The 22,792-nt window shown below is 60.6% G+C and carries 18 protein-coding genes; 7 read left to right on the top strand and 11 right to left on the bottom strand.

Going from position 1 to position 22,792, the window contains the following annotated elements; all coding sequences use genetic code 11:
• Positions 1-208: 208 nt before the first annotated feature.
• A complete protein-coding gene (locus tag CKW30_RS27225; RefSeq protein ID WP_159894657.1) occupies positions 209-652 on the top strand; it encodes a hypothetical protein in 444 nt (147 codons plus the stop codon).
• A 380-nt stretch (positions 653-1,032) separates the two neighbouring features.
• Here CKW30_RS27225 and CKW30_RS10060 read toward each other — a convergent pair whose 3' ends face one another.
• From CKW30_RS10060 to CKW30_RS10020, 9 genes are all read right to left on the bottom strand, one after another.
• Positions 1,033-4,626 carry a glycosyltransferase gene (locus CKW30_RS10060; protein WP_095180702.1) on the bottom strand — a complete coding sequence of 1,198 codons (3,594 nt, stop codon included), beginning with the start codon at positions 4,624-4,626 and terminating at the stop codon, positions 1,033-1,035.
• Positions 4,627-4,735: 109 nt separating this feature from the next.
• Entirely contained in the window at positions 4,736-6,304 is a 1,569-nt protein-coding gene (locus CKW30_RS10055) for a flagellar hook-associated protein 3 (protein WP_095180701.1), read from the bottom strand.
• Positions 6,305-6,317: 13 nt separating this feature from the next.
• Positions 6,318-8,363 carry a flagellar hook-associated protein FlgK gene (gene flgK / locus CKW30_RS10050; protein ID WP_056783753.1) on the bottom strand — a complete coding sequence of 682 codons (2,046 nt, stop codon included), beginning with the start codon at positions 8,361-8,363 and terminating at the stop codon, positions 6,318-6,320.
• Between the two features lie 25 nt (positions 8,364-8,388).
• On the bottom strand, positions 8,389-9,702 hold the full coding sequence (gene flgJ, locus CKW30_RS10045) for a flagellar assembly peptidoglycan hydrolase FlgJ (RefSeq protein ID WP_071171414.1): 1,314 nt from the start codon (positions 9,700-9,702) through the stop codon (positions 8,389-8,391).
• A gap of 11 nt (positions 9,703-9,713) precedes the next feature.
• Positions 9,714-10,802, bottom strand: coding sequence for a flagellar basal body P-ring protein FlgI (locus tag CKW30_RS10040; RefSeq protein ID WP_024012083.1), 1,089 nt, complete (start codon positions 10,800-10,802; stop codon positions 9,714-9,716).
• A gap of 27 nt (positions 10,803-10,829) precedes the next feature.
• The gene (flgH, locus tag CKW30_RS10035; RefSeq protein WP_016771110.1) at positions 10,830-11,525 is read right to left on the bottom strand and encodes a flagellar basal body L-ring protein FlgH; all 696 of its coding nucleotides are present in this window, start codon (positions 11,523-11,525) and stop codon (positions 10,830-10,832) included.
• Positions 11,526-11,576: 51 nt separating this feature from the next.
• Complete coding sequence (gene flgG / locus CKW30_RS10030; protein WP_016771111.1) at positions 11,577-12,362, bottom strand: flagellar basal-body rod protein FlgG; 786 nt, start codon at positions 12,360-12,362, stop codon at positions 11,577-11,579.
• A gap of 45 nt (positions 12,363-12,407) precedes the next feature.
• The gene (locus CKW30_RS10025) at positions 12,408-13,148 is read right to left on the bottom strand and encodes a flagellar basal body rod protein FlgF (protein WP_016771112.1); all 741 of its coding nucleotides are present in this window, start codon (positions 13,146-13,148) and stop codon (positions 12,408-12,410) included.
• A 343-nt stretch (positions 13,149-13,491) separates the two neighbouring features.
• Entirely contained in the window at positions 13,492-15,054 is a 1,563-nt protein-coding gene (locus tag CKW30_RS10020) for a sigma-54-dependent phenylalanine hydroxylase transcriptional regulator PhhR (protein WP_016771113.1), read from the bottom strand.
• A gap of 393 nt (positions 15,055-15,447) precedes the next feature.
• On the opposite strand from CKW30_RS10020, the gene phhA reads away from it, so the two are divergent.
• From phhA to CKW30_RS09995, 6 genes are all read left to right on the top strand, one after another.
• Positions 15,448-16,239: a phenylalanine 4-monooxygenase gene (gene phhA, locus CKW30_RS10015; RefSeq protein WP_041478990.1), complete on the top strand. Its 792-nt coding sequence runs from the start codon at positions 15,448-15,450 to the stop codon at positions 16,237-16,239.
• A gap of 115 nt (positions 16,240-16,354) precedes the next feature.
• Positions 16,355-16,711, top strand: a complete 357-nt coding sequence (locus tag CKW30_RS10010; protein WP_016771115.1) for a 4a-hydroxytetrahydrobiopterin dehydratase — start codon at positions 16,355-16,357, stop codon at positions 16,709-16,711.
• Entirely contained in the window at positions 16,711-17,904 is a 1,194-nt protein-coding gene (locus CKW30_RS10005; RefSeq protein WP_095180700.1) for an amino acid aminotransferase, read from the top strand. The genes CKW30_RS10010 and CKW30_RS10005 overlap by 1 nt, the downstream gene beginning before the upstream one ends.
• A 333-nt stretch (positions 17,905-18,237) precedes the next feature.
• Positions 18,238-18,369, top strand: coding sequence for a hypothetical protein (locus CKW30_RS27505; RefSeq protein WP_016771117.1), 132 nt, complete (start codon positions 18,238-18,240; stop codon positions 18,367-18,369).
• A 70-nt stretch (positions 18,370-18,439) separates the two neighbouring features.
• Complete coding sequence (locus tag CKW30_RS10000) at positions 18,440-18,622, top strand: hypothetical protein (RefSeq protein WP_039761215.1); 183 nt, start codon at positions 18,440-18,442, stop codon at positions 18,620-18,622.
• 112 nt (positions 18,623-18,734) lie between these two features.
• Positions 18,735-19,922: an MFS transporter gene (locus CKW30_RS09995; RefSeq protein WP_095180869.1), complete on the top strand. Its 1,188-nt coding sequence runs from the start codon at positions 18,735-18,737 to the stop codon at positions 19,920-19,922.
• Here CKW30_RS09995 and arfB read toward each other — a convergent pair.
• Positions 19,919-20,332, bottom strand: a complete 414-nt coding sequence (arfB, locus tag CKW30_RS09990) for an alternative ribosome rescue aminoacyl-tRNA hydrolase ArfB (RefSeq protein ID WP_016771119.1) — start codon at positions 20,330-20,332, stop codon at positions 19,919-19,921. The genes CKW30_RS09995 and arfB overlap by 4 nt on opposite strands.
• A 224-nt stretch (positions 20,333-20,556) precedes the next feature.
• A complete protein-coding gene (locus CKW30_RS09985; protein ID WP_095180699.1) occupies positions 20,557-21,969 on the bottom strand; it encodes an amino acid permease in 1,413 nt (470 codons plus the stop codon).
• Between the last annotated feature and the right edge of the window lie 823 nt (positions 21,970-22,792).

The following is a 22,792-nucleotide window of genomic DNA, read 5'->3' as shown; positions in this document are numbered from 1 at the left end:
TCTCCCCTCTCGTACGTCACCGGGCTGCGCACTGCTTTTTTGAGCGTCGCAGGCCTTCTGGCCAAACCTTCTGCCGCTACGGGCGCAGGAGGAAACACCGCGAGCGCTCGTTTTATGGCGATTTGCGGGGCACTTGCAGGAAACGCGCCAGCTCAGACTCGGGTTTTCGGAGATGGCTGATAGAGGCGTCGGTGGAAGTGGCAACAGAATGACGGACGGGCTGAGGGCGTGGAGGGGCAAGAGATCAAAAGCCAGAGCAAAGATCGTCCGATCGCGGCCCGAGCCTTCGGCAGCTCCAGTTGGATCGCGTGCATCCAGCAAGAAATGGGTCGGCTGTCAGGCCGCCTTCGCGAGCAGGCTCGCTCCCACAGAACAGCAAGAGCAAGAGCAAGAGCAAGAGCAAGAGCAAGAGCAAGAGCAAGAGCAAGAGCAAGAGCAAGAGCAAGAGCAAAAGATCGCAGCCTTCGGCAGCTCCTACAGTTGGATCGTGGGCATTTGGGAGAAACGGGTTGCTCGGCAGGCCGCCTTCGCGAGCAGGCTCGCTCCCACAAAAGCAAAAGCAAAGCAAAGCAAAGCAAATCAAAGCAGCGCAGCTGCCCGCGGCAAAGCCGCCCCACTCAACAATGAGCGCAAGCTCGAGTACCGCTTTTGATCTTGATCCACCGGCGACGTCGGAAGGCTGAGTGGAGGGATTGATCCGGGCGTGGGAGCGTAGCGACCGTTCGACGAAGTCGAACACAGCGGAAGGAGGTGCAGCGAAGCAAACCGGAGCCGCTGCGCCCGGATCAGTCCCGCAGCGAAGGAACCCGAGCCTGCGAGGGCCGAACGTAGGAGCAAGCCTTTTGGGTTACCTTTTTGGCGTTTGAAAAAGGTGACCCGCCGTAAGGGCGGAACCGTAATCAGCAACACCCGCAGAAACGGATCTACACCCAAAACCCCCAACAGCCTGGTCGGCCCAAAGGCCGCCAAGGCCGCCAAGGCCGCCAAGGCCCCAAAAAAAAGGCAACCCCAAAAAGCCGCCTATATAAACGATCAATCCGCCAGCCAGCCATTCTCCCAATACCGCAGATTGTCACCACGCAACACATAATCGCGCATGACCACCTCGTGCAGCTCTTCACCCATGCGATAACTGGCGTCAGGGTCGGCCAGATGCATGCGAATCGCCTGCAGCCATTCATCAGTGCTGTTGGTCTTCACCCGCGTGCACGGCAGATAGCCCTGATAGGCTTCGGTGTCAGTGCAGATGACCGGGTAACCGCAGGCGCCGTATTCCAGCAAACGCAGATTGCTCTTGCAGTCATTGAAAATGTGAAACTCCAGCGGTGCCAGGGCCAGGTCGAGGTTCAGACTGGCCAGCTTGGCCGGATAGACGTCCAGAGGAATCACACCGTGGAACTCGTGCATGTACGGACGCAGGTCATCCGGGCACATGCCAAAGAATACCCAGTCGACTTCGTTGGCCAGCTCACGCACGACATCGGCAATCACCGCCAGATCGCCATGGTGGCTGGTGCCTCCGCCCCAACCCACGCGAGGTTTTTTCGAGGTACGGCGCTGCCCCCGCAAACCGGTCCAGAGGTTTTGCGCGAGCATGTTGGGGACTACGCGAATGTCGTGGTGCATGTCCGACAGCGCATTGGCCAGTGGTTGAGTCGACACCACCACGCGGTCGCACAGGCTGATCGCCTGGCGCACCATCCGCTCCATTTCCTGCTTGCTGGGCATGTTGCGGATATGCGCATTGCGATGCGGAACATCAATCACATAGTCATCCAGCTCGAAGATGCGCCGGGCATGGCAGAATTTTTTCAGCGGCGGGATTTCATCGATCGCGCCCTGGGAATAGCGCCCTTGCAGGACGATGACATCCGGCGACTGACGCTCGATTTCAATGATCGACGGCAAGCCGTAACGAATACACCCTTCGGCCCGGTTCGCCGCTTCCAGCTCTATCAGCGGCTGACTCATGCGGTAATGGCCAATGGCTGAGGCATTGATCGGCACAGCGAGTACGTTAGGCAATTGCGGCCTGGAAAAAGCAGTCCACCCCGTACGCAGGCCCGGCTCAAGGCTGAAACTCGTCGCGCCGACGCCCTGCAAGGACAGGTTGACATTGAAGGCCGGATCGCGAGCAATGCGCGGCAGCCAGCGCTTGTAGAAGATCTCCTGCTCGTGCAAATGTTGCTGGCCTTGCTCAGCTGTCGACTCGACAGTCGGGCGCACGCCCTGAGCCAGCAATGCATAAGGCGTCCACACTACCAGGTAGCCTTCCTGGCCGATGCGCAGGCACAGATCCACCACGTTCAGCGCCTGCTTCAAATCCTCTTCATCAAGCCCTGCCACCGCCTCGAAAACCGCCTTGCGCACCATCAGGCAATCACCGCCGACCGCACTCAGATCGTGGGCGGCCTGCAGCCGGAACATATAACCGTCCGACTGCAGCGACTGTCCATAAAATGGCAACCCGACCGCGCCCTGCATCCCCAGAATCATGCCGGCATGCAGCACATAACCATCCGGGTTGAACAACTTGGCGCCGACCACGCCGACTTCCGGGCGCTGCGCATGATTGAGCAGTTCGTCCAGCCAGTCGGCGTGGGTAACCACCGCAAAGGTATTGAGCAGCAGCACATATTCGCCACGAGCCTTGGTCACGGCAAAATTGTGCAGGGCAGCCATGTTGTCCGGCTGCGGGTACGTCAGCACGCGGATTCGGTCACCACCCAATTGCGCGATGCCGTCCAGCCATGCTCTGGCCTCAGCAGTTTCGCTGCCGTTGTCGACCAGCAGCAGTTCGTATTCGGCGTAGGCGGTTTTTTCCAGCACGGTCTCGACACACCGCTGCAAGGCAGCGGTCTGATCCCGGGTCACGATGATGATCGACACAAGCGGACGGCGCGCGTGCCGATAGTCGACACGATTGAGCAATTGGCAACTGCCACGGCGGATTTCATGGGCAACGCCAATGCGTTGCAGATGCGCTTCGAGCACACGAGGGTTCTGTTCGATGACGCCTGGCTCGGCCAACCACCGCGACAGATCGAATGGCGACTCCAGCAGAACTTCGGCGACATGCCCGATCACCTGGGTGCCGTCGCTTTCGACCATGCGCCACAGCATGTCGTGAGGAGCCAGTTCGGTGAACGTCGTGTCAAAACCACCCAGCGCCAGAAAGCGTTCGCGCTTGAACGCCAAGGCGCGCCCGACATACGGGTAGCTGCGCATCAGATCAAGGTTGAAATCGGGTTTGAAGGCGGGTTCCACGGACTCACCATCGCGCAGACCGCCTTCATCGCTGTACACGCAACCGAGCGACGGCGAGTGCGCGATCCGGTCAGCCATGACCAGCAAGGCCGGCACCATCAGCCGGTCACCGGCCTGCAACAGGTAAAACCAGTCGGCGCCCTCCAGTTGGGGCAGCAACGCGTTGATCTGACCCAGCCCGTCACCTTCCAGTGGCATGTGGAACACGCGGCCATCCAGCGTCGCCTCGTTACAGGAAGCGGACAGCACCAGAATCAGTTCAGGGGCATAGTCCTGCCGAGCAAGCGCCTCAAGCGTGCGCTCGACTCCATCGCGACTGCCCTGGGGATCAATGACGATCGGCACTATTCGCGGCTGTTGTGGCCAGGCGGCCAGAGTTTCCGGCAGTAACTTGCGCTGCCCTTCAGTGAGGCTGCGGCATTGCAGCCAGTGCGCGTAGAGTTCGGCGAAGCTCCAGCTATCGATGCCGACGCACCACTCCTGGCGACTCTGCTTGGTACCCAGCGTACGGCTCAGGGGCAGCTCTTCCCAGACGCGCGGCATTACGTCAGCCTTGGTCAGCGGGACATAGCGCACCCAACCCGGCGCTGGCGCCGACTCGCCGCTGCGCGCCTTGAGCATTTGCAGAATCCACTCGCGCTCGACCTCGACCGCGTCTTTCATCGGCTGCTGAGCACTCAAGCGCTCCGGATACAGCCGCTCGGCACTGAGCACGGTGTTCGACATCGCCAGATTGCCGCGCCGCAGCAGGCATACGTACAAGGCGAAATCCAGGGTGGCGACAAAGCAGTGGCCGTCCTGAGTCAGCGCCGGCAACAAGTCGACGAGGTCCGAACGACGAAACAAGGCGCTGGAGAAACCGCCCAGCACATTGACCGGAAATTTTTCGAAGATGCCCAGCAGGTCGTCACCCTTGAACAGACCGCTGGCCGGTGACAACGAAGTGTTTTCAAGGCGCGCCGGCAGAATGATGTCGTCGGCGTCCCAGAACAGCCGCTGAGCCAGCACCAGGCTGACTTCCTCACGCAACATCTCGTGCGCCTGCTGCTCGATGCAGGCGGCATAGAGATGGTCGTCGTCATACATGAACTTGACGAATTCACCCTGCGCCTGATCAAGGCACGCCTTGAGATTTCCGACCATGCCCAATGTGCGCGGGTTGCGCACATAGCGCACGGCAACACCCGAGCGCTCGGCCACAGCGCTGACAATCCCTTCGATCTCATGACCACGACTGTCGTCGCAGACAATGATCTCAAGAGGCGCGTATGTCTGGCTGACGGCGCTGTTCAATGCCCGCTCGAAAAAGCGCGGATTGAACGCAGGGATGGCAATGCTGACGAGGGGGAGTGAATTCACGGCGGGCTCACAGGCGGTACGAGCCCGCTCGCAAAAACGAGCCCTTGATACCGCAAAAAATCATTAACAGAGGGACAACGTTGGCGGGCGTGCACGCGCCCGCCAATCATCAGATCTTGTTGAACAGCCCCAACTGACTGATCTTGCTGAACGCCAGTTGCGCGGCTTGCAGCATGGTCTGTTGCAGCGTCAGACGGGTCATGACTTCAGCCGGATCGGAATCACGGATCGAACCCTGGGTCGTGCTGTTCGCCGTGGTCAGGCTGTCATTGGTGATGGTCTGCATGTCCAGCGCCTGGCCGCGCGCACCAATGGTGGTCACCGCCGTGCCGATCTGGTTGGAAGCTGCATCGATGTTGCCGAGGCCTGCCTCCATCGCGCCCTGCAATTTCTGCTTGGCAACCGGGTCACCGTCGACTGGCGTATTCAGCGCGGTGATCATCTGGCCCAGGGTGTCGAGCACGTTCTGGGTCTGATGATTGTTCGGCTGGATCGAGAACTGATCACCAGCGGCCGGCGCGCTGCCCAGGGCGAAAGTCACACCGGCAGCGGTGGCGTTACCGCCGGCAACCGTGCCCGAGGAAACCGGCATGCTGTCGGCCGTCACCGGCGCGGCATACAGATCGAAATCGGTGGCGCTGGTGAACTTGAGCACCGCGCCGCCCTGCGGGAACGCTGCGGTGTAGGCTGCCTGATCGGTGATGGTCGAACCGGTGATCACGCTGGTCGACGGGTTACCCGGATTACGCGTGGTGGTGAACGAGTCCGGCGAGGCCGACAGCTGAAAACTGTGCCCTGCGATAACGGCGTCCGGATTGGTATCGCCTGCCTTCAGGTTGACGTTCAGTTTAAGGTCGACACCACGGAAGCTGACGGTCTGGTTGGCGCCGCTGCTGTTGCTGATCAAGCCGTTCTGGCTGGCCTCGGCGGTCACATCGTTACCCAAGGCATCGGTGATTTTCAGCTGGGTGCTGCTGACGAAATCGATGGTGTACGGCTGCCCGGCGGTGAACTTGGCGTCGTAGGTGGCGGCAGTGCCGACGGTGCCGTTGGACAGCACGACACGGCCGTCATCCACAGCTGGCGCAGTCATTTTGGTGTTGGTGCGGCCGGTGTTGATGGTCTGCTGGAACGCGTCCCAACCGGTGGTGTTGGTACCCACGGTCATGCCGTCGCCGATGCCCAGATCGATGGTGGTCTGGTCGCCGTTGTAGCTGAACGTGCCGTCAGAATTCTTCGAATACGGCGCGGTGTCGGTTTTCGAACCGGAGAACAGATAGTTGCCGTTGGCATCCTTGGCGTTCATCAGGCCCAGCACTTGCTGCTGGATCTCACCCAGTTCCGAGGCGTACGCCTGGCGATCCTTGTCGGTGATGGTGCCGTTGTTCGCGGCCAAGGCCAGCTCTTTGGCTCGCGCCAACGCCGTGGTGATCGAATCCAGAGTGGACTCCTGCACGGTCAAGGCGCTTTTGGTGGTGTTGACGTTGGTCTTGTACTGATCGAGCATCGCCGCCTGCTGACCCAGCTGCAGCAAGCGCCCGGCACCGATCGGATCATCGGCGGCGGTGTTGATACGCTGCAGGCTGCTCGCCTCGCTCGCGGTAGCGACAGCCTTGTTGAAGTTACGCTGATAATCCGAGGCTTGCGTTCCGTAATACTGGGCGGTGGAAATGCGCATGAATTACGACTCCTTAAAGGCTGTTGATCAGCGTGGCGAAAGTTTCCTGCGCAGCTTTGATGATCTGCGAAGACGCTGTGTAGTACTGCTGGTACTTGACCAGGTTGCCGGTTTCTTCGTCCAGGTTGACCCCGGAAAGCGAATCGCGGGCACCCTTGGCGTTCTCCAGAATCGCCGTGGTCGCGGCGCTGTCGGACTTGCCTTGGGCGGTCTTGGTACCGACGTTGGTCACCAGGGTGTTGTAGGCGTCGGTCAGGCTGATGCCCTTGCTCGCCGAACCGGTGTCCACGGTCTGTTTGGTTTGCAACGCGACCAGTGCCTGGGCGTTGCGGTTGTCCGAAGACGCCGCACCGGTCAGGTTCATGGTGAAGGTCTCGCCGGTTTTCGGCGTGCCGCCCACGGTGGTCTGCACGGTGAAGGTCTTCTGCACGTTCGGCGTGACGGTAGTGTCCATCACCGGGTTGCCGCTGGCATCGACGATGCCGACTTTCAAATTCAGCGTGTTCGACTGGCCAGGCACGATGGTGCCGGTGCCGATGGTCGCGCCCTTGGCGTCGACCAGGTTGTACGACTGGCTGCCACCGCTGGCCGCGCCGAATACCAGTTTGACCGGCGTTGAATTCTTCAGCGCCGCCTGCATGTCAGCCTGGGCGGTCGGGTTGTAGATGTCGATCTTATTGCTGAGCGTCGGCTGGGTGTACGTGCCCAGACCGTTGGCGCTGGCGACGCCGGTCAGCGGACCTGCCGCAGCGATTTTCTTCGGATCGGTCAGGACCGTCTGAATGCTCGCCGCCGCGTTGCGGGTCGGCGTGATCTTGAACGAGTCACCCGCGCTCAGCGCGCCGCCATTCAAGGCCAGGGTGAAACCGTCGATCACTGGCGGCGGATTGGTCGTGGTGCTGAATGCGCCCAGATCGGTGCCGTCGGAACGTTTGACGGTGTAATCGGTAGCGCTGGTGAAGGTCACCTGATAATCGCTGGTGGTCAGCTTGCCGGTGTCCTTGATGGTCACATCGAGGTTGCCCGAACCGGCGCTGTTGCCATCCTTCGCAATGCTGCGCTGACTGATCAGGGCGGCACTGTTGATGTTGTTGAAAATCGCCGCACCGAAGTCACCGTTCTTGTCGATGCCCTGGGCTTGCTGGCTGTTGATCTGATCGGCAATCACCAGGGCCACGCGACCGAGCTCGTTGAGCGATGGGTCGAGGACTTCCTTGCGATAGGTCAGCAGACCGCCGATTTCGCCGCCGCTGATCACCGAAGTGATGTCGATGGTGCTCGAACCGCGATCCATCTGGATCGACATGCGCGACGGGTCGGTCTTGCTCGCGACCATGCTCAGGCTGTTGGTGGTGTTGCCGATGACCAGCGGCTGACCGCTGCCGACATAGATGTCGAAGCTGGTGCCGCGCTCGACGACTTGCGCACCGGTCAGTTCGGAGAGCTGACGCACGGCTTCGTTACGGCTGTCGAGCAGGTCGTTCGGCGCCCCGCCACTGGTGGAGATTTCGCCGATCTTCTGGTTGAGATTGGCGATCGCCGTGGCGAGTTTGTTCACCTGGGCAGTCATGTCGCCGAGGCTGCCGTTGATCGTGGTGTTCTGATCGTTGAGCTGCTTGGCCAGGGTATTGAAACGGCTGGTCAGCGCCTGCGCGCCGGTCAGCACCGACTGACGCGAAGTGTCATCGGTGGCCGACGTCGATACGCCCTGCATCGAGGTGAAGAATTTCTGCAGCACACCGGTCAGGCCGGTGTTGGTGTCCGACAGCATGGCATCCAGCGGCGTCGCCTGCTTGAGAAACGCAGCCGATTCGCTGTCCAGCGAAGTCGCGGTGTGCAGCTGCGATTCCAGGTACGAGTTGTACACCCGGCGCACGTCAGCCAGGGTCGTGCCCGTGCCGATGAAAACGCTGCCGTACTGCTGCGAGGACTTAGTGCCCTGCACGGTTTGCTGACGTGAATAACCGGCGGTGTCGACGTTGGCAATGTTGTTGCCTGTCGTAGCCAGAGAGGACTGGCTGGCCGACAGTCCCGACATCCCGATATTGAGCAAACTCATGGTTCAGACCTTATTACCTGGTGCCTTATAAAGGCGTGGTGGAGACACCCGCCGCAGCGTAGTTTTCAAAACTGTTCATCTGCTTGGCAATTTGCGAAATCTTCGTCGCGTAGTTCGGGTCGGTGGCGTAACCGGCCTTCTGCAACTCGCGTACAAACTGTTCTGGGTTATCGGCCGACTTCAGCACTTCTTGATAGCGATTGTTGCTCTGCAGCAACGTCACCAGATCGTGGAAGCTGTCCTTGTACGAGGCATAGGAACGGAACTCGGCCGTCTCCTTGACCATCGCGCCATTGCGGAACTCGCTGGTGATCGCGCGGGCCGAATCGCCCTTCCAGTTGCTGCTCGCCTTGATGCCGAACAGGTTGTGGCTGCTGCTGCCATCCTGGGCGCGCATGACCGATTTGCCCCAACCGGTTTCCAGCGCCGCTTGCGCCACCAGATAACGCGGATCGACGCCGATGCGGTCAGCGGCTTCCTTGGCCATCGGCAGCATGGTGTTGACGAATTCGTCGGCGGAACTGAAGGCCTTCTTCGCCGGTGCCAACGGAATCTGCGCCATGGCGCGGCCGTAAACCTGCATCTGCCCGCCAGCGGCTTTCTGCTCTTCGGCACGGGCCAGCCAGTCGCCGTTGTACAAAGCGCCGGAGCCTGTGACGGCGGTAGTCGCAGCACGTTGCGGCAAGGCGTTGGTCGCTGCTGCAGTGGTCGCAGTGGCCACGCTCGGCGCCGACGGCACCAGACCGGCGAGCAAGCGATCGGCCAGTTTCGGCGGCAATGCCAGACGCCGCTGGTTGATCAGCGCCATGTCGTTGCGATGGGCAATATCGGTGTTGTTCGGCGCATGCACCGAGCGCGATGCCCACAACGGACGCTCGCCGTTGACGCGGGACAGCGGACCGGTGGCGACGGTGCCAGCGGCAATCGGCGTCGGCACGGCGGCGGCCTTGGCCAGCGCTTCCTGCTGCTTGGCGGCGGACGCGGCCGCAGCCTCGCCCGGCGCCATCGGTTTGTTCTTCGACATCTGCCGGATGAGCACGTCGGCCAGACCGATACCACCGCCCTCGCGGGACATGGAAACCGCCAGTTGCTGGTCGTACATTTCCTGATACTGCTTGGCCGCCGGCGTGTTCAGCGGGTTGTCCTGACCAAGCGCTTCGGTGGCCGAGCGCATCGACTTGAGCATTTCGCCGAGGAACAGCGACTCGAATTCCTGCGCAACCTTGCGCATGTTTTCGTCGCTGTTCTTGTCGCCGACCTTGAGCTGGTTCAGACGATTGAGGTCGGAGTAGGAACCCGAATCGCTGCTGCTGACCAGACCGCTTTTGCGCATATCCATGGTGTCCGGCCTCAGATCACGATCAGGTCGGCTTGCAATGCGCCGGCCTGCTTCAAAGCTTCAAGAATCGCCATCAAGTCACCCGGTGCTGCGCCGACCTGGTTTACCGCACGGACGATCTCGTCGAGGGTGGTGCCCGGGCCGAACTTGAACATCGGTTTGGCTTCCTGTTCGGCATTCACCCGCGAGCGCGGTACGACGGCGGTCTGGCCGTTGGACAGCGGGCCCGGCTGGCTGACGATCGGGTCTTCGGTGATGGTCACGGTCAGGCTGCCGTGGGTCACGGCGGCTGGCGACACTTTCACGTTCTGGCCGATGACGATGGTGCCGGTGCGCGAGTTGATGATGACTTTTGCCACCGCCTGCCCCGGATCGATTTCGAGGTTTTCCAGGATCGACAGGTAGTCGACACGCTGGCTCGGATCCAGTGGCGCAGTGACCCGCACCGATCCGCCGTCGATGGCTTGGGCGACGCCAGGGCCGAGCATGTCGTTGACCTTGTCGACGATGCGCTTGGCGGTGGTGAAGTCGGAGCGGTTGAGGTTCAGCGTCAGGCTGTTGCCCTGGTTGAAACCGCTCGGCACCGCACGCTCCACCGAGGCACCGCCAGGGATGCGACCGGCCGACGGAACGTTGACGGTAATCTTCGAACCATCGCGGCCTTCAGCGTCGAAACCGCCAACCACGAGATTGCCCTGAGCGATCGCATAGACGTTGCCGTCGATACCCTTGAGCGGCGTCAACAGCAAGGTGCCGCCGCGCAGGCTCTTGGAGTTACCGATCGAAGACACGGTGATGTCGACCTGCTGACCTGGCTTGGCAAACGCTGGCAGATCGGCGCTCACCGACACCGCCGCGACGTTCTTCAACTGCACGTTGCCCGATCCCGGCGGCACCTTGATGCCGAACTGCGAGAGCATGTTGTTGAAGGTCTGCAGGGTGAACGGGGTCTGCGTCGTCTGGTCACCGGTGCCGTTAAGCCCGACCACCAGGCCGTAACCGATCAACTGGTTGGAGCGCACGCCGGAAATGCTGGCGATGTCTTTCAGCCGCTCGGCGTGTGCGGTGAACGCCGCAGACATCAACAACGCGGCCACCATAAGGCTTTTCAGATTCAACGTAGCCACCTAGAAAGGGAACAGCGGGCTGAGGAAGAAACGGTCGAACCAGCCTGGCTGACTCGTATCGGCAAACGCGCCGGTACCCGAGTAGGTGATGCGCGCATCGGCGACACGGGTCGACGACACGGTGTTGTCGGTCGCGATGTCATCGGCGCGGACCATACCGGCGATGCGCACCAGTTCGTCACCGGTGTTGAGCGTCAGCCACTTCTCGCCACGCACGGCGATGATGCCGTTGGGCAGCACGTCGGCCACGGTCACGGTGATCGAACCGGTCAGGCTGTTGCTCTGCCCGGACTTGGCGTCGCCCTTGGTCGAACGGTCGGCGCTGTAGCCGGCGTTGAGGCTCAGGTCACCGCCACCAATCGGGTTGTTGGTGGTCAGGCTGGAGCCGAACAACGAGGTCAGACCGATCGAGTTATCGCTGTTCTTGTCCATCTGCGAGTTGGCGTTCTTGCTCGCCTGGGTGCGCTCGTTCAGGGTGATGGTGATGATGTCACCGACCCGGAACGCCTTGCGGTCGCTGTACAGGTTCTGCTCGAAGCCGGCCTGATAGATCGAGCCGTTATTGGCAGCCGCCGGCAACGGTGTGCGCGGCAACACCGGGGCGTAGTAAGGGTCATTGGGCTTGGGCGTCGGGGCGACGCAGCCCGCGAGCGAGACGACCCCACTCAATGCCAGAACAGATACAAAGCGCTTCATGACCCTACCTCACGGTGTTGCTGGCGACCTCAGGCCACCCCAAAGACTGGATTACAGATTCTGCGTTACGAACGAGAGCATCTGGTCGGCGGTGGAGATCACCTTGGAGTTCATCTCGTAGGCGCGTTGAGTGGTGATCATGTTGACCATCTCTTCAACGGTGCTGACGTTCGAGGTTTCCAAAGTGTTCTGCAGCGTGGTACCGAAACCGTTCAGGCCCGGGGTGCCGATCTGTGGCGCGCCGGAAGCAGCGGTTTCCAGGAACAGGTTGTTGCCCACTGCTTGCAGACCGGCCGGGTTGATGAAGTCGGCGGTCTGCAGGTTGCCGATCACTTGCGAGGCCGGGTTGCCGGCGATGGTGATCGACACGGTGCCGTCACGGCCAACAGTGAAGGTCTGCGCATCGTTCGGGATGATGATCGCCGGTTCCAGGGCGAAACCGCTGGCGTTTACGATCTGGCCATTGGAGTCGAGGTGGAAAGTACCGTCACGGGTGTAGGACGTGGTGCCGTCCGGCTGCAGGATCTGGAAGAAACCGCGACCGTCGATGGCCATGTCCAGCGGCTGCTCGGTGGTTTGCAGGCTGCCGGCGGTGAAGTTTTTCTGGGTGCCCACAATGCGCACACCGGTACCCACTTGCAGACCCGACGGCAGTTCGCTGTCCTGGGTCGACTGAGCGCCTGGCTGACGCTTGATTTGATAGAGCAAGTCCTGGAACTCGGCACGGTCACGTTTGAAACCCGTGGTCGAAACGTTCGCCAGGTTGTTGGAAATGGTGGTCAGGTTGGTGTCCTGGGCGGACAGACCGGTTTTGGCAACCCATAGAGCCGGAAGCATTCGATTCTCCTCGTGCGCCTGTTTTACGGCGCGACGTTCTGATAATTAGCTGATCTGCAAGACCCGAGCCATGGCCTGGTCGTCGTCTTTGGCGGTGTTCATCATCTTGACGTGCAACTCGAATTGCTTGGCCAGGGCCAGCACCGAAGTCATTTCTTCCACGGCATTGACGTTGCTCGACTCAAGGAAACCCGAGACCAGTTTGACGTTGGCGTCGGCTTGCGCCGGCTGGCCGTCCTTGGTGTAAATCGAACCGTCGAGGCCTTTGTTCATGTTCTTGATGTCCGGGTTGACCAGCTTGATCCGGTCGACTTCGGCCATGACGCGGGGGCCTTCGCCCATTGCGCGAATGCTGATGGTGCCGTCTTCGCCGACTTCCACCTGCTGCTCGGGCGGCACAGCGATCGGGCCGCCATTACCGATCACCGGCATGCCGTTGCCGGCGCGCAGTACTCCGAGGGCATCGATGTTGAGGCTGCCGGTACGCACGTAGCTTTCACCACCGCTGGGGTTTTGCACGGCGATGAAACCGTTGCCGGATACCGCGACGTCGAGTTCACGACCGGTCTGCACCAGCGAGCCCGGCGTGAAGTCGGTGGCAGGACGTTCGCTCATGGCAAACGCGCGCGCCGGAAAGCTGTCACCGAATACCGGCATCGAACGCGCCTGCTCGAGGTCGCGCTGGAAGCCGTTGGTGGAAATGTTCGCCAGGTTGTTGGCATGCGCCCGCTGCGCCAGTGCGTTCTGGCTGGCGCCGGTCATTGCCACATAAAGGTACTTGTCCACAGTGTTTCCTCTGCATGCCGGACGTTTGCCGCCCACCGCTGTACTGCTCAGCCATAAGCAATTTGCAGACCAACTTTTTATTGGCGGGCGAAGGCCCGGTAAACAGGGGACTTGAGGGGATCGGAGGGGGAATCGGAAATGGGTCGAAGACGAAAAACCGGCGGTGTCATGCCGGTTAGTGGCAATCCTGAGTTCGGCGGGGATGGAGATCCTGTGGCGAGGGGATTTATCCCCGTTCGGCTGCGCAGCAGTCGCCAAGCCTGCAAATGAGGTCGCTGGGAAGAAAAAGCGGGGCGGCTTCGCCGCCCATCGGGGATAAATCCCCTCGCCACAAAGGCTCTATTTAGCTTTCGGAGGTTTTGCCAACCTCATACTCACGCAACTTGTTGGCAATCGTCGTGTGCGAAACACCGAGCCGCTTGCCCAACTGCCGACTGCTTGGATGCTCGGAATACAGCCGTTCCAGCACCGCTTTCTCGAAGCGCCCGACGATCTCGTCCAGACTTCCGTCGAGGGAAAAATCGCCAAGCGGCTGACGCACGCCGTAATCCGGCAGGCGAATATGTTCGGCCTTGACCGTGCCGCCGTCGCACAGGGAAACCGCCTGGAACAGTACGTTCTCCAGCTGCCGCACATTGCCCGGCCAGTGGTAATGGCTGAGGCGATCCATCGCCGCCGGGGCCAGTTTCGGCAGCGGACAGCCGATCTGCCGACTGGCCTGGTCGAGAAAGTGTTCAACCAGCGGCGTCAGGCCGTCGAGGCACTCGCGCAGCGGCGGGATGTGCAGCGACAGCACGTTCAAGCGGTGATAGAGATCCTGGCGAAACTCGCCGCGCGCGCACAATTCGGACAAGTCCACCTGCGTCGCGCAGATCACCCGCACGTCCAGATACACCTCTTCATCACTGCCGACGCGACGGAAGCAACCGTCCTGAAGAAAGCGCAGCAATTTGACCTGCAAACGCGGACTCATCTCGCCGACGCCATCGAGAAACAGCGTGCCGCCAGCGGTCAATTCGAGCAGGCCAAGCTTGCCTTCGGCCCGCGCACCTTCGAAGGCGCCGGGGCCGTAGCCGAACAACTCGGTCTCGGCCATCGACTCCGGCAGTCCGGCGCAGTTGAGCGCCATCAACGGTGACTGTCCGCGCGGGCTGGCGAGGTGGCAGGCGCGCGCCAGCAATTCCTTGCCGGTACCGGTTTCGCCTTCTATTAATAGCGGCGCATCCAGCGGCGCCATGCGCCGCGCTTCGCGGACCACGGCGGCCATGACTTTCGAACTTTGAAAGATGCTGTCGAACCCGCGCAGCTCTTGCTTGCGCACATTGTAGATTCGCTCGCCGACCCGATCGGCGCGGTGCAGGGTCAGTACGGCGCCGGCCATGGCCTCGCTGTCGTCGTGTTCCGATTGCAGCGGCGCGATGTCGGCGAGAAAGATGTCGCCCTTGACCTTGACCCGCATGCCGTTGATCCGCGATTTGTTGGCGCGCACCAATTCCGGCAAATCGAAATCCTCGGCGTAGCGCGACAGCGGAATCCCCGGCACCTCATCGACGCGCACCCCGAGCAACTGCGCCGCCGCGCGATTGGCCGCAACGATCGAACCGCCCATGTCGATCGACAGCACCGGAAATTCCAGCGCGCCGAGCAACGCATTCAGTTCCATGTGCCGGCGCTCGCTGGGCATCAGCCCGACGCGTTTGACCCCGAACACCCCGCCGATCGCCTCGAACTTGGGGCGCAACGCCTGGAACTGGATGTTGATCAGGTTCGGGCAGTGCAGGTAGATCGCATTGCCATGCTCACCACCCACCTCGCCGCGTGCGACGTTGATCCCGTACGCCACCAGCAGATTGAGGATGTCACGCAAGATGCCGATGCGATTCTGGCAGTGGACTTTGATGCGCATAGAAAAAGGTCCGACAGGTTTGAAAGATAAACACATGTCCTTGTGGGAGCGAGCCTGCTCGCGAAGGCGCCAGCACATCCAGTATCGATGTGTCAGACAGACCGCTTTCGCGAGCAGGCTCGCTCCCACAGGGTTCTCTGGCGCGCCCGGGGCAGATGTTTCTGTCGAGGCACGCAGATAGTTGTCAAGATTATGTGACAGCCCCGACCCTTTTCAAACCCGCCAATCACCGTAAATGCGCATTACCCGACAAAGCGTAACGATAACTTTACGAAATACGCAGAATTTTCCTACGCACACACCGGTCAACATGCTGCACGCCCTGTCACTCTCGGGTATTCCTTTAGCCATCGCTGGACATAACAAAAACGAATTTCCTAGCAGGAGAGCAGCATGAAGCAGACGCAATACGTGGCTCGCGAGCCCGATGCGCAAGGTTTTATCGACTACCCCGCCGAAGAACATGCGGTGTGGAACACGCTGATCACTCGCCAGTTGAAGGTGATTGAAGGTCGTGCGTGCCAGGAATATCTGGACGGTATCGAAAAACTCGGTCTGCCCCACGACCGCATCCCGCAACTGGCCGAGATCAACAAAGTCCTCGGCGAGACCACCGGCTGGCAGGTTGCCCGGGTGCCGGCGCTGATTCCCTTCCAGACGTTTTTCGAGTTGCTTGCCAGCAAGCAATTCCCCGTCGCCACCTTCATACGTACCCGCGAAGAACTCGACTATCTGCAAGAGCCGGACATCTTTCACGAGATCTTCGGCCACTGCCCGCTACTGACCAACCCCTACTTCGCTGAATTCACCCACACCTACGGCAAGCTCGGCCTGCAGGCGACCAAGGAAGAGCGCGTGTATCTGGCCCGGTTGTACTGGATGACCATCGAATTCGGCCTGGTCGACACCCCGCACGGCAAGCGCATCTACGGCGGCGGGATTCTGTCTTCGCCGAAAGAAACCGTTTACTGCCTGTCGGACGAGCCCGAGCATCAGCTCTTCGATCCGCTGGAAGCCATGCGCACGCCGTATCGCATCGACATCCTGCAACCGCTGTACTTCGTCCTGCCCAATCTCAAGCGCCTGTTCGATGTGGCCCATGAAGACATCATGGCCATGGTCCGTCAGGGCATGCAGCTGGGCTTGCACGCGCCGAAATTTCCGCCGAAACCCAAAGCCGCCTGAACCGCGACTTTTGCTGACACTTGCGTCTGTCCGTCGCCGCCACTTTGCTTTAGCGTGACGGCATTGACGGCACACGCGCTTTAATAAAAAACACACTCGTTTTCAGGAATCCACCATGTCGACTTTGAACCAAGCCCACTGCGAAGCCTGCCGCGCCGATGCGCCACAAGTCAGCGACGAGGAACTGCCGATCCTGATCAAGCAGATCCCTGACTGGAACATCGAAGTACGCGACGGCATCATGCAGTTGGAGAAAGTTTTCCTGTTCAAGAACTTCAAACACGCGCTGGCGTTCACCAACGCCGTGGGCGAGATCTCCGAGGCCGAAGGTCACCACCCGGGCCTGCTGACCGAGTGGGGCAAAGTCACCGTGACCTGGTGGAGCCACTCGATCAAAGGCCTGCACCGCAACGACTTCATCATGGCTGCGCGCACTGACGAAGTAGCGAAGACCGCAGAAGGACGCAAGTAATGCACTTCGACGCCATCGGCCGGGTCCCCGGCGACCCGATTCTCGGTTTGATGGAGGCCTATGCTCAGGATGCCAATCCGCGCAAGTTCGACCTTGGCGTTGGCGTCTACAAGGATGCCCAGGGCCTGACGCCGATTCCCGAAGCGGTGAAAATCGCCGAAGCGCGACTGGTCGAAAGTCAGGACACCAAGACTTACATCGGTGGTCACGGCAACCCGCTGTTCGGCAAGGTCATCAATGAACTGGTGCTCGGCGCCGACTCACAACTGATCACCGAACAACGCGCCGGCGCCACCCAGACCCCGGGCGGCACCGGCGCCCTGCGTCTGGCTGCCGACTTCATCGCGCAATGCCTGCCGGGCAAAGGCGTGTGGTTGAGCAACCCGACCTGGCCGATCCACGAAACCATTTTCGCCGCCGCCAAGGTCAAGGTCAGCCACTACCCCTATGTGGGCAGTGACAATCGCCTCGACGTCGAAGCGATGCTCGCCGTGCTCAAGGAAGTGCCGAAGGGCGACGTGGTGCTGCTGCATGCGTGCTGCCACAACCCGACCGGTTTCGACCTGAGCCATGACGACTGGAAGCGCGTGCTTGAAGTGGTGCGCAGCCGCGATCTGCTGCCGCTGATCGACTTTGCTTATCAGGGTTTTGGCGATGGCCTGGAGCAGGACGCGTGGTCGACCCGGTTGTTCGCGGCGCAAGTGCCGGAGCTGCTGATCACCAGTTCCTGCTCGAAGAACTTCGGCCTGTATCGCGACCGCACCGGTGCGCTGATCGTCTGCGCGACCAGCGCCGACAAGCTCATCGACATCCGCAGCCAACTGGCCAACATCGCCCGCAATCTGTGGTCGACGCCGCCGGATCACGGCGCGGCGGTGGTCGCGACCATCCTCGCCGATCCAGAGCTGAAAGCGCGCTGGGCCGATGAAGTGGAAGCGATGCGTCTGCGGATCGCCCAGCTGCGCAGCGGTCTGGTCGAAGCGCTGGAACCCCACGGTTTGCGCGAGCGCTTCGCGCACATCGGTGTGCAACGCGGGATGTTCTCCTACACCGGCCTGTCGCCGGAACAGGTGAAAACCCTGCGCGAGCGGCACAGCGTGTACATGGTCAGCTCCGGCCGCGCGAACGTCGCCGGCATCGACGCCACCCGCCTCGCAATGCTCGCTGACGCGATCGCTGACGCCTGCAAATAGTTTTTGCAGTACACAACCCGGTCGGAGCGGGCCCTTGTGGCGAGGGGATTTATCCCCGCCCGGCTGCGCAGCAGTCGTACACTGTTGCTCGCGGAGTGTCAGACATTCCGCGTATGCAGGGTCTGGGGCCGCTTCGCAGCCCAGCGGGGATAAATCCCCTCACCACAGGGCCCGTTCCCACATTTAGTTTTCGGTTGATCTCGCGCCCTGCGGCCATCTGTCGCATTAATTTGAATTAAAAGTCTGATTGTCATTTTTCCTGCTGTATCCTGCGCAGGCTTTGTAAAGCGCGGAGCACCTGATCTATCAACAGACTTAGCGAGGAGCGCACCCATGCACGAGATTCCCAATCTCCCCTTCCCAAGCCTGCACGTACCTGAGCAGACGACCCCGCAACACGCCGGCGCTGAAAAGCCCGAGCCGCAAGAAGCCGCTGACAGCCGCAAGGCCGACAGCGAAGAGTAAGACCCGCCGTACAGACCGTGTGGAAAGCGCTAACATGCGCTTTCCACACTGCCTGAAACCCGAGCCCGCCATGACCGACGAATTCTCCGAAAGCCAAGCTGCCGTGCTGATCGGCGCCACCGAGAAAATGATCGAGATCTGGAATCGCCTCTCGCCCGAGAAGCAAGCTGCCCTGCTCGAACGTTTCGGCAGCGAAGAAAACGCCCTCGCCGCCCTCGTCACCACGCAACTGGTCGCCCCGGCGAAATCCTGAAAGCGCCGCCCGGCAAATAGTTTCACTTTTCCCCGCCCCTGAACGGTTCACGCCGGTATCATGAGCAGCCTATCTAATCTGCTGCTCCCGTGGATCGTTACCCATGTCGTCTATATCCGAGCCCCAGCGTCCGCTGGCGGTTACGCTGCAAGTAGTCTCCATCGTCCTCTTCACCTTTATCGGTTACCTGAACATCGGCATCCCGCTCGCCGTGTTGCCGGGCTATGTCCACAGTGACCTTGGTTTCGGCGCCGTGATCGCCGGGCTGGTGATCAGCGTGCAATACCTCGCCACCCTGCTCAGCCGTCCATATGCCGGCAAGATCATCGACAACCAGGGCAGTAAACGCGCAGTGATGATTGGCCTCGCTGGTTGCGGCTTGAGCGGTGTGTTCATGCTGATTTCCGCGTGGACGCCGAACCTGCCGCTGCTCAGTCTGATCAGCCTCTTAATTGGCCGTCTGGTGCTGGGCAGCGCGGAAAGCCTGGTCGGTTCCGGTTCGATTGGCTGGGGCATCGGCCGGGTCGGCGCGGCGAATACGGCGAAAGTGATTTCCTGGAACGGCATCGCCAGTTACGGCGCCCTGGCGATCGGCGCGCCGTTCGGTGTGTGGCTGGTAAGCAGGTTGGGGCTGTGGAGCATGGGCGTGAGCATCATCCTCCTCGCCCTGCTCGGTCTGGCGCTGGCATGGCCGAAGACCGCCGCGCCGATCGTCGCCGGTGAACGCCTGCCGTTCATGCATGTGCTGGGCAAAGTCTTCCCTCACGGCTGCGGACTGGCGCTGGGCTCGATCGGTTTTGGCACCATCGCCACGTTCATTACCCTGTATTACGCGACCCAGCACTGGGACAACGCGGTGCTGTGCCTGAGCCTGTTCGGCGCCAGCTTCATCGGCGCGCGGCTGCTGTTCGGCAACCTGATCAACCGCCTCGGCGGATTTCGCGTGGCGATTGCCTGCCTGTCGGTGGAAACGTTGGGTTTGTTGTTGCTGTGGATTGCGCCGGATGCGCATTGGGCACTGGCGGGCGCGGCGCTGAGCGGTTTCGGCTTCTCGCTGGTGTTCCCGGCGCTGGGCGTGGAGGCGGTGAATCTGGTGCCGGCCTCGAGCCGTGGCGCGGCGGTCGGTGCCTATTCACTGTTCATTGATTTGTCGCTGGGGATCACCGGGCCGCTGGCCGGGGCGATCGCAGCAGGATTCGGTTTTGCTTCGATCTTCCTGTTCGCAGCCTTCGCTGCGTTGAGCGGACTTGGCTTGAGTGTCTATCTGTATAGGCACACGGCAAAATACCGCGAGGCTTAAAAATCCACTTTGCCGCGCCCGGCCTTGATACTGCCGCGCTTGGTTTTCGACTCCAGCCGACGCTTCTTCGAGCCGAGGGTCGGCTTGGTCGGGCGGCGTTTCTTTTCCACTTTGGTGGCGCTGAGAATCAGCTCGACCAGCCGCTCCAGCGCATCGGCGCGGTTGGCTTCCTGGGTTCGGTATTGCTGCGCCTTGATGATCAGCACGCCATCGCTGGTGATACGGCTGTCACGCAGTGCCAGCAGGCGTTCCTTGTAGAACTCCGGCAACGACGAGTTGGGAATGTCGAAGCGCAAGTGCATGGCGCTGGAGACCTTGTTGACATTCTGCCCACCCGCGCCTTGCGCGCGGATGGCGGTCAATTCGATCTCGGCATCCGGCAGATGCACGTTGTTGGAAATCACCAGCATGGAAAAGCGTCCGTAATCAGAGCGTGCAGGATAACCCGATTCACTCAACCTCTGTGGGAGCGAGCCTGCTCGCGAAGGCGGTGTGTCAGTCGATGCAGATGTTTCTGATGGACCGCTTTCGCGAGCAGGCTCGCTCCCACAGGGTTCGGTGTGATGTCAGATTTTTCCATTTCAAAACAACAAACCCGGCACTCTGGCCGGGTTTGCTGTTTCTGCTTGAGCGGTTACTTGGCGATCACTGGCAGCGCCTGCTGGGCACTGCGCTTGTTCTTGATCAGGTAGCAGACCCACATGAACACCACCCACACCGGAATCGCGTATACCGATATCTGAATCCCCGGGATCAGCAGCATCACGCCGAGGATGAACACCACGAACGCCAGGCAGACGAAGTTGCCGTACGGATACCACAGCGCCTTGAACAGTGGCGTCTGCCTGGTCTGGTTCATGTGCTGGCGGAATTTGAAGTGCGAGTAGCTGATCATCGCCCAGTTGATCACCAGCGTCGCAACCACCAGCGACATCAGCAGTTCCAGCGCGTGCTGCGGGATCAGGTAGTTGAGCAACACGGCAACCAGCGTCACTGCCGCCGAAGCCAAATTCGAACGCACCGGCACGCCGCGCTTGTCGATCTTCGCCAGAGCTTTTGGCGCATCGCCCTGCTCGGCCATCCCCAGCAGCATACGGCTGTTGCAGTAGGTGCCGCTGTTGTACACCGACAGCGCGGCGGTCAGCACGACGAAGTTGAGGATGTGCGCGGCGGTGTTGCTGCCGAGCATCGAGAACACTTGCACGAACGGGCTGCCGCTGTACGAATCGCCGGACGCGTTGAGGGTTTCCAGCAGACTGTCCCATGGGGTCAGCGACAGCAGGATTACCAGCGCGCCGATGTAGAAAATCAGGATGCGGTAGATCACCTGGTTGATCGCTTTCGGAATCACGGTTTTGGGTTTATCGGCTTCAGCAGCAGTGAAGCCGAGCATTTCCAGACCGCCGAAGGAGAACATGATAATCGCCATGGCCATCACCAGACCGCTCACCCCATTGGGGAAGAAACCGCCGTGGGACCACAGGTTGCTCACCGAGGCTTGCGGGCCGCCGTGGCCGCTGACCAGCAAGTAGCTGCCCAGGGCGATCATGCCGACGATGGCCACGACCTTGATGATCGCAAACCAGAATTCGGCCTCACCGAAGACTTTGACGTTGGCCAGGTTGATCGCGTTGATCAGCACGAAGAATGCAGCAGCGGAGACCCAGGTCGGGATATCCGGCGCCCAGTAATGGATGTACTTGCCGACCGCTGTCAGCTCGGACATGCCCACCAGAATGTACAGAATCCAGCAGTTCCAGCCCGAGAGGAAACCGGCGAAACCGCCCCAGTATTTGTGGGCGAAGTGGCTGAAGGAACCGGCCACCGGCTCTTCGACGATCATTTCGCCGAGCTGGCGCATGATCATGAAGGCGATGAAGCCGCAAATGGCGTAGCCGAGGATCATCGACGGGCCGGCGGATTTCAGTACCCCGGCAGAACCGAGGAACAATCCGGTACCGATCGCGCCACCGAGGGCGATCAGTTGAATATGGCGATTTTTCAGGCCGCGCTTAAGCTCGCCTGATTGCGAGGGTTGTCCACTCATGAAAAGGTCTCACGCAAGGTTTGATGATGTTCAGTAGACGTTGCTGCAAGGTTGCGATTTCAGGCAGCCCCGATCAAACCCCAGCGCAGGCACCAGGAGTTCAGCTCATTTACAACGGTCATGCGTCACCTGTTTGTTTTTATCTGTGACGAAATCGAACCCGGCACGCTTGTGGCGCGGCGGAGTGAACAAGGCGGATAGCCTCGAGATTTTTGCGATTACGCAGAGGGTCACAGTTAAAACGCGGCGCATTGTACACCGCTAACCCCCTGCTGCCAGACCCGCCTGATCAGCGTGTCGGTTGCCGGGATTGCGCGTGTCCGCCTCGACAGTGCCGAGCGGCTGCAAAATATGAGTCAGGCCTTTGCAGGCCATCGACGGGGACGAGGAAAAAACCGTCCCACGGGGAGAAGTGGAAATCAGTCGCGGCGTTCATTGCGCCTCCTTCTTGTTATTCGCCTGCACGACAGGCATGGGGCGCATCACACCCTGCCTGAACACTGGAAACAAGCGCGCCAGAGCCTTGCGCGGCAGCTGTTCTCCCGGCTTACGGAAGCTTTTCCTTACAACCAATGCGGAAGCGGGAAATCACCGCTCCGGCGGGGTCTTTTCGTCACGTTTTGTTTACAATGCGTAACGAATATTTTCCGAATCAGAAATTTCCGAAGGACGTCTGCATATTGACGGTAGCTAGCTGGCTATCAATTTCGCCTGCCTAGTTTTTTGTTTTCAAATAAGAAAACCGATCCTGAAAAACAGAAAAAAAAGTCTATTTAAAAATTAAATGGATAAAATTTTGCATTACGAAAAAGCCTCAACTAGG

The organism is Pseudomonas sp. Irchel 3F6 (assembly GCF_900187595.1).
Lineage (GTDB): Bacteria > Pseudomonadota > Gammaproteobacteria > Pseudomonadales > Pseudomonadaceae > Aquipseudomonas > Aquipseudomonas siliginis.
This window is presented reverse-complemented; position numbering and strand designations above follow the sequence as displayed.